The 7,813-nt window shown below is 69.2% G+C and carries 6 protein-coding genes and 2 tRNA genes; 5 read left to right on the top strand and 3 right to left on the bottom strand.

Features of this window, described 5'->3' with window-relative positions; genetic code table 11:
• Positions 1-133: 133 nt before the first annotated feature.
• A tRNA-Gly gene (locus G6017_RS06590) sits at positions 134-207 on the bottom strand.
• 198 nt (positions 208-405) lie between these two features.
• Here G6017_RS06590 and G6017_RS06585 point away from each other — a divergent pair.
• From G6017_RS06585 to clpX, 5 genes are all read left to right on the top strand, one after another.
• Positions 406-482: transfer RNA gene (locus G6017_RS06585), tRNA-Pro, on the top strand.
• Positions 483-532: 50 nt separating this feature from the next.
• Positions 533-1,948: a trigger factor gene (tig, locus tag G6017_RS06580; RefSeq protein ID WP_182616554.1), complete on the top strand. Its 1,416-nt coding sequence runs from the start codon at positions 533-535 to the stop codon at positions 1,946-1,948.
• Positions 1,949-2,245: 297 nt separating this feature from the next.
• Positions 2,246-2,815 (top strand): ATP-dependent Clp protease proteolytic subunit, encoded by a 570-nt coding sequence (locus G6017_RS06575; RefSeq protein ID WP_042328906.1) that lies wholly within the window; start codon positions 2,246-2,248, stop codon positions 2,813-2,815.
• Between the two features lie 71 nt (positions 2,816-2,886).
• Entirely contained in the window at positions 2,887-3,510 is a 624-nt protein-coding gene (locus tag G6017_RS06570; protein WP_182616552.1) for an ATP-dependent Clp protease proteolytic subunit, read from the top strand.
• A gap of 147 nt (positions 3,511-3,657) precedes the next feature.
• A complete protein-coding gene (gene clpX, locus G6017_RS06565; RefSeq protein ID WP_182616550.1) occupies positions 3,658-4,926 on the top strand; it encodes an ATP-dependent Clp protease ATP-binding subunit ClpX in 1,269 nt (422 codons plus the stop codon).
• Between the two features lie 6 nt (positions 4,927-4,932).
• Here the strand turns inward: clpX and G6017_RS06560 are convergent, their stop codons facing one another.
• Both G6017_RS06560 and G6017_RS06555 read right to left on the bottom strand, forming a co-directional pair.
• A complete protein-coding gene (locus tag G6017_RS06560; RefSeq protein ID WP_182616564.1) occupies positions 4,933-6,147 on the bottom strand; it encodes a benzoate/H(+) symporter BenE family transporter in 1,215 nt (404 codons plus the stop codon).
• A gap of 77 nt (positions 6,148-6,224) precedes the next feature.
• Positions 6,225-7,813: helix-turn-helix transcriptional regulator (locus tag G6017_RS06555; RefSeq protein ID WP_241731403.1), on the bottom strand; the 1,589-nt coding region annotated here is incomplete at its 5' end.

Genomic DNA, 7,813 nt, shown 5'->3' with positions numbered 1-7,813 from the left:
GAACAGGCGCTACCGCGAGACGCCATGCCCAGGGGCGGCTGGGATCCGATCGAACAGGCGCTACCGCGAGACGCCATCCTCGGGAGCGCCGGGAGCGCCGGGAGCCCCTGGAGGGCGTCGCGGGGGCGTCGTGTGGAGCGGGCGACGGGAATCGAACCCGCGTAGCCTGCTTGGAAGGCAGGGGCTTTACCATTAAGCTACGCCCGCATCGGCGGCTGACCTGGGGTTTCCCCCTCGTCTCGCTCGCGCTGAGACAACACTACCGGACCGGTGCGGCGCTCCCAACTCCCGGCCCGCCAACTCGGAATCTGCCGTGATGCGGCACTGTCGTACACTGGGCGAGTTGGTTTGGCGGCCCGGCAGGTTTCCCGCGTACGGCGCGGGGTGGTCGGTCGCGCGACTCACCGGGATGTGGCGCAGCTTGGTAGCGCATCCGCTTTGGGAGCGGAGGGTCGCAGGTTCGAATCCTGTCATCCCGACCAGCGGAGCCCGAAACACGAACCCCACACGACTTTCCTAGGAGATCATCACCGTGAAGAGCACTGTCGAGCAGCTGAACCCGACCCGGGTCAAGGTCACGGTGGAGGTGCCGTTCGCTGAGCTCGAGCCGGACTTCGCCAAGGCGTACAAGTCGCTCGCCGGCCAGGTCAACATCGCCGGCTTCCGTCCGGGCAAGGCCCCCGCCAAGCTCCTCGAGGCGCGGATCGGTCGCCCGGCGGTCCTGGAGCAGGTCATCAACGACATGATCCCGACCCGCTACGGCCAGGCCGTCGACGAGCACGACCTCAAGGTCCTGGCGCAGCCGGAGATCGAGGTGACCAAGCTCGAGGACGGCGACGTCGTGGAGTTCACCGCCGAGGTGGACGTGCGCCCCGAGATCACCCTCCCGACCTACTCTGAGCTGGCGGTCACCGTCGAGGCCCCCGCCACCGACGAGGCGGCGGTGGAGACCGAGCTCGACAACCTCCGCGCCCGCTTCGGCACCCTCAAGGGCGTCGAGCGCGGTGCCGAGAAGGGCGACTTCCTCTCGGTGGACCTGGCCGCCACCGTCGACGGCGAGCCCGTCGACGAGGCCTCGACCGAGGGCCTGTCCTACGAGCTCGGTTCCGGCACGCTCGTCGAGGGCCTCGACGACGCCGCCGAGGGCCTCAAGGCCGGCGAGTCCAAGGAGTTCACCTCCTCGCTCGTCGCCGGTGATCACGCCGGCAAGGAGGCGGTCATCACCGTGACCGTCCAGTCCGTCAAGGAGCGCGAGCTCCCCGACGCCGACGACGAGTTCGCGCAGATGGCCAGCGAGTTCGACACCCTCGACGAGCTCAAGGCCGACCTCACGGAGAAGGTGGCGCAGCAGGCCAAGGCCGGCCTCGCCGGCGAGATCCGCGACAAGGTCCTGGACGCGCTGATCGAGGCCACCGAGATCCCGACCCCGGAGTCCCTCGTCGAGTCCGAGGCGCACGCGCAGATGCACCAGCTCATCGACCAGTTCGGTGGGGACCCGGCGATCCTCGACCAGGCGCTGGCCGCCGAGGGCACCGACCGCGAGACCTTCGAGGCCGAGACCCGCGAGGGCGCCGCCCGCGCCATCCGTAGCCAGCTCCTGCTGGACGCCGTGGCCGAGGAGGCCTCGACCGAGGTCTCGCAGGAGGAGCTCACGCAGCACATCATGTTCCAGGCCCAGCGCTACGGCATGGACCCGAACCAGTTCGTGCAGCAGATCCAGCAGGCCGGCCAGCTCGGGTCGCTGTTCTCCGATGTGCGCCGTTCCAAGGCCCTGGCCGACGTCATCGTCCAGGCGAACGTCACGGACACCGAGGGCAACACGGTCGACACCACCGAGTTCTTCGGCTCGGGTGAGGACCAGAGCGCTGAGGATGCAGACTCCACCGAGTCCGCCGATTCTGCCGAGGTCGAGGCCGACACCTCCGACGAGAAGGCCACCGACGCCTGATCGTCACCGCCTGACCCCCCGGAGCCGGGGACCATCTCACGGTGGTCCCCGGCTCCGTCGTTCGCGTCCCCGGTGACCGCGCGAGGCGACGCTGAGAGCGAACACCCGCCCTGTCGGGACGGTTCCGTCGTGGGCGTTGGTTACTGTTTGACGTAACGGATACCCGGCCGCCGGACGGCCGGGCACCGCGGGAGCGGTGAGACGATCAGCGAAGGTAGGTACCCCGTGGCCCAGAACGGTTCAGCGGCACAGCCCGGTTCGACGCAACCCGCCCTCAGCTCTCCCGGATCCCACGGGCTGAGCCTCGGCGACTCGGTGTACGAGCGTCTCCTGCAGGAACGGATCATCTTCCTGGGTTCCCAGGTGGACGACGACATCGCCAACCGCCTCTGCGCGCAGATCCTGCTGCTCGCGGCGGAGGACCCCACCCGCGACATCGCCATGTACATCAACTCGCCCGGCGGCTCGGTGTCCGCGGGCATGGCGATTTTCGACACCATGCAGTTTGTTGAGTGCGACGTCTCCACGTATGCGATGGGACTTGCGGCCTCGATGGGCCAGTTCCTCCTGGCCGCCGGTACCAAGGGCAAGCGTTTCGCGCTGCCGCACGCCAAGATCATGATGCATCAGCCCTCCGGCGGAGTCGGCGGGTCGGCCATCGACATCGCCATCCAAGCCGAGCAGCTCGCCTTGACTAAGAAGCAGATGGCCGAGCTCATCGCCGACCACACGGGCCAGTCGTTCGAGCAGGTCACCGAGGACTCGGACCGTGACCGGTGGTTCACCGCGCAGCAGGCCAAGGAGTACGGGTTCGTCGACCACGTGATCACGCGCGCGTCCCAGACCGGCGGAACGTCGCCGTCGTGAACGTCGAACCCGTCGCCCACGGGAGCGCTCCCGCAGCCCAGCCCGCCCCGCACACCACCACGGAGTCACCGATGACCTCACTGCCGACCTCCCGATACATTCTTCCCTCCTTCGTCGAGCACTCGAGCTACGGCGTCAAGGAGTCCAACCCGTACAACAAGCTCTTCGAGGAGCGCATCATCTTCCTGGGCACCCAGGTCGACGACGCCTCGGCGAACGACATCATGGCCCAGCTCCTCGTCCTCGAGGGCCAGGATCCGGACCGCGACATCACGATGTACATCAACTCGCCCGGTGGGTCGTTCACCTCGCTCATGGCGATCTACGACACGATGCAGTACGTGCGCCCCGACATCGTGACGGTGTGCCTGGGGCAGGCGGCCTCGGCCGCCGCCGTCCTGCTCGCGGCGGGCACCAATGGCAAGCGGGCCGCGTTGCCCAACGCCCGCATCCTCATCCACCAGCCGTCGACCGGCGGCATGCAGGGGCAGGCATCGGATCTCGAGATCCAGGCCGCGGAGATCGAGCGCATGCGACGTCTGATGGAGACCACGCTGGCGCGGCACACCGGTCACGACGCGGACAAGATCCGCAAGGACACCGATCGCGACAAGATCCTCACGGCCGCTGAGGCCAAGGACTACGGGATCATCGACACCGTGTTCGACTACCGCAAGCTGTCGTCGACCAACTGACGTCCGGGCGGCGCGCCGTAGTGGGTAGCGGTGCGCCGTCAGGTCCAATGAACTGATCGCGCGGGGGGTCGGAATTGTCGGCCCTCCCGCGTACCGTCGACTACGGGGTGTGAATCCGGGCCCCTGGAATGCGAGGACGTAGAACTCATGGCACGTGTGGGTGAGAGCGGCGACCTGTTGAAGTGTTCCTTCTGTGGGAAGAGCCAGAAGCAGGTCAAAAAGCTGATCGCCGGTCCGGGGGTCTACATCTGCGACGAGTGCATCGAGCTGTGCAACGAGATCATCGAGTCCGAGGTCGAGGACTCGCAGGACTCGGCACTCGACGAGCTGCCCAAGCCGTCGGAGATCCACGCGTTCCTCGACGAGTACGTGGTGGGACAGGACGCCGCCAAGCGGAACCTCGCGGTGGCCGTCTACAACCACTACAAGCGCATCCGCGTGGGGGCCTCCCTCGGTCGCGGTGACGCCGTCGAGTTGGCCAAGTCCAACATCCTCATGCTGGGGCCGACCGGGTGTGGCAAGACCTATCTCGCCCAGACCCTGGCCAAGATGCTCAACGTCCCGTTCGCCATCGCCGATGCCACCGCGCTGACCGAGGCCGGCTACGTCGGTGAGGACGTGGAGAACATCCTCCTCAAGCTCATCCAGGCCGCGGACTACGACACCAAGCGGGCCGAGATGGGCATCATCTACATCGACGAGGTCGACAAGATCGCCCGCAAGGCCGAGAACCCGTCGATCACGCGCGACGTGTCCGGCGAGGGCGTCCAGCAGGCGCTGCTGAAAATCCTCGAGGGTACGCAGGCGTCGGTGCCCCCGCAGGGTGGACGCAAGCACCCGCACCAGGAGTTCATCCAGATCGACACGTCCAACGTGCTGTTCATCGTCGCCGGGGCCTTCCAGGGCCTGGAGAAGATCGTCGGCGACCGTGTGGGTCGCAAGGGGATGGGCTTCGGGGCCGAGGTGGCCAGCAAGAGCTCCCTGGACACCACCGAGAACTTCGCCGAGGTCATGCCCGAGGATCTGGTGAAGTACGGGTTGATCCCCGAGTTCATCGGGCGCCTGCCGGTCGTGGCGACCGTGACGAGCCTGGACCGCGAGGCGCTGGTCAACATCCTCAGCGAGCCCAAGAACGCGCTCGTCAAGCAGTACGCCCGGCTCTTCGAGATGGACGGCGTCGAGTTGGAGTTCACCACGGACGCCCTCGAGGCCGTGGCCGACCAGGCGATCCTGCGCGGCACCGGAGCCCGTGGCCTGCGCGCCATCATGGAGGAGGTCCTCCTCCCGGTCATGTACGACATCCCCGGACGTGACGACGTGGCCCGCGTGGTGGTCACCGGCGAGACGGTGCGCAACAACGTGCTGCCGACGATCGTCCCCTTCTCCGACTCCGAGCCCCGGGAGAAGTCGGCGTAGAAGCCGTCAGGTCGTGGTGCGGCGCTCCAGTAGCGCCGACACCGCGAGCCCCAGCACGATCCCCCAGAACGGCGCGGAGATGCCGAGCAGGGACACGTCGGCCACCGTCACCAGCAGGCACACCAGCGGCCCCAACGCGCGGTCGGTGCGGAACGCCGTGACGAACGCCGACTGCAGCGGCGCCAGCATCGCCAGCCCGCCGAGCGCCGCGACGAAGGCCGCCGGCGTCCCGACCATGAGGCCGACGAACGCGGGGGAGAGCACCCCCACGATCAGGGCGAGTCCGCCAGTGCCGATCGCGGCCGCATAGTGCCGGCGGGGTTCGCCGGATGAGACGAGCAGCGCGTTGGTCGGTCCGGTCAGGCAGGTGGAGACCGCGCCGATCGCGGAGACCAGCAGTGACCAGATCCCGCAGGCCACGGCGCAGGCGTTCACCGGCGGATGGTGCCCCTTGGCACGGAGGACCCCGACTCCCTGGCCGTTCTGGACGACGAGCACGGTGATGGCCAGGGGGGCCACCAACTCCGTGAGACCGCGGAGGGTGAACTCCGGCGCCTGCGCCATGGGTACGGCGAACAGCCCGTCGTCCAGGACTCCCCGGGACAACCCTCCGTCGAGTATCACCGCGATGATCCCCACCAGCATCGCGGCGAGGATGGGCGGGAACACCCGGGCCACTCGCGGCACGGCCCCGACGGCGAGGAAGGCCACCACCATGGGAAGGGCCACGGTGGCGGAGGCCCACACCGCGTCGACCAGGCCGAGGCCGAACCGGAGGAACACCCCGGCCACCATGGCCATGATCAGGGGCATCGGTATCCAGTCCATGACCCTGCGCGCGACCCCACTGAGGCCGATCAGCAGGATCACGACGCCTGTGACGACGTAGGCGCCCAGCACCTCGGACCACCGCAGGTGGCCGAGCGAGTTGCCCACGATCACGGTGCCGGGGATGGTCCAGAAGAACGCCAACGGGGTCCGGTAGATCCAGCTCATGAGAATGGTCAGGATGCCGTTGGCGAAGAACACCCCGAAGATCCACGAGGACAGTTCCTGCGGGGACAACCCGCCCTGTTCTCCCGCGGCCAGGATCACGGCGACGGGGCCGGTCGCGGAGAAGATCAGCGCGATGAGGGCGTTGGCACATTCTCTGGGGCCCAGGTCCGCGAGAACCTGCCGCGGCGAGGGCCGGCGTTGACGGGGGATCTCGATCGGCAGCAGGGCGGCGGTCCGGGACGGGTCTCCCGCCGGGGTGTCGGTGTCCCGGCTCCACCGGTCGGTGGGGGCGTCGTCGGCGGTCACGGGACTCCTGGATCGTCGGGGTCGGGCCCGAACGGGTGGCGGGACCTGGCGACGTGGGCCGCCAGCTCGGTGCGGCCGTTGATCCCGAGCTTCGAGTAGATGCGGGTGAGGTGGTACTGGATCGTCTTGACGCTGAGGAACAACTCCTCGGCTGCCTGGGCGTTGGTCCGCCCCGCCGCGACGAGGGTGGCCACGGCCCGTTCCTGCGGGGTGAGGGTGGAGTTGCCGACCGCGCGGGCCACGTCGACGCCCCCGGCACGGCGCTCCCGCTCACAGCGCTCGACGTAGGCATGAGCACCGAGTTGTTCGTAGAGGTCTCGGGCGGTCCCGAGGGCGAGGTGGGCCTCGCGGCGCCGACCGGCCCGACGCAGGGTCTGGCCGAACCCGAAGTGCATCTGTGCGGAGTAGTACGGCATCGCCAGTCCGTCGAGGTACTCCAGGCTCCGGTGGAAGATGCGGGAGCATTCCTCCACGTCCCCGCGGACGGCGGCGATCCGGGAGCGGACGGCGCCGAGCCTGGCCTGCGTGGACCGGTGGCCCAGCTCCACGGCCCGCTGTTCGGGGGGACCGATGAGCGCCTCGGCGTCCTCGAGCCGGCCGGCCAGGACGAGGGAGTGGGCGTAGAGATCGTGCCACGGCCAGAAACCCGGCTGGTCGATGTCGAGCCGGAGGGACAGGGCGTGCAGCGGTTCGGCGGCCCGTCGCACCGAGGTGTAGTCACCGGCGGCGGCGGCGACCTGCATGCGCCCCATGGCGGAGGGGATGATCTGCACCGGGTAGGCGTCCGCGGTGGTGGTGAGGTGCCTCAGGTGTGCGGCCGCCCCCAGGTGGTCGCCGCGCATGGACCTGATAACGGCACCGGACCAGTGGATCACCGGGGCGAGCAGGTCCAGTTCGAGATCCTCGAGACGTCGGGCGGCGGTGTCGACGACCCGGAGCGCCTCGTCCCAGTCCCCCCGGAGCAGGTGGGTGCGTGCGAGCCACGCCTGAGCCCACAGCGAGATCCGCGCGGAACCGGAGACGTCGGCCGTCGGCACGGCGGAACCCAGGCGGTGGCGGGCCGTCTCGAGATCGTCGTGGGCGAGCGCGATCCATCCGGAGGCCATCTCGAAGCGCTGGGCCACCGCGGGGGCGAGAGAACCGATCCGGTCCTCGTCGGTGACGCCGCCTCCCGGGGCGGCGTCGATCGCCTCGCCCAGGACGGTGATGGCTCGGGCCTCCTCGACCTCCGGTTGGTCGGGATGGGCGCCCCCGATGACGACCCCGGCCCAGTGCCTCAGCTGGTCGGGGCGCCACAGGCACAGTGAGTGCACCACGAACTTCTGGGCGAGTGCGACGGGGTCGGGGGCGGTGACACCGGGAGAACCGGACTGCCCGGCGTCGAGGGCTCGCCGGAGGAGTGCCTCGGCCTCTCCCGCGTGTCCCAGGTGGAGCGCGAGCGAACCGAGGACCGCATCGCGGCGCGGGTCGGGCCGGACCCGGTCGAGCGTGTGGGACAGCGCGGCGGCCTCGCTGATCCGACCCGCGCCGAGGAGGGCGTCGATGCCGTCGATGTGGAGCCCCCGCGCCTCCTCGGGGTCGGCGG

Origin of the sequence: Dietzia sp. B44 (assembly GCF_014145245.1) — a bacterium.
GTDB classification, from domain to species: domain Bacteria; phylum Actinomycetota; class Actinomycetes; order Mycobacteriales; family Mycobacteriaceae; genus Dietzia; species Dietzia natronolimnaea.
Note: the sequence above shows the minus strand (reverse complement) of the source record. Positions and strands in the feature narration are given on the sequence as shown.

What these genes read in the sequence shown, in the direction of transcription:
- G6017_RS06570 (WP_182616552.1), top strand. Translation starts at nt 2,887, where the DNA reads ATGACCTCACTGCCGACCTCCCGATACATTCTTCCCTCCTTCGTCGAG.
- clpX (WP_182616550.1), top strand. Translation starts at nt 3,658, where the DNA reads ATGGCACGTGTGGGTGAGAGCGGCGACCTGTTGAAGTGTTCCTTCTGT.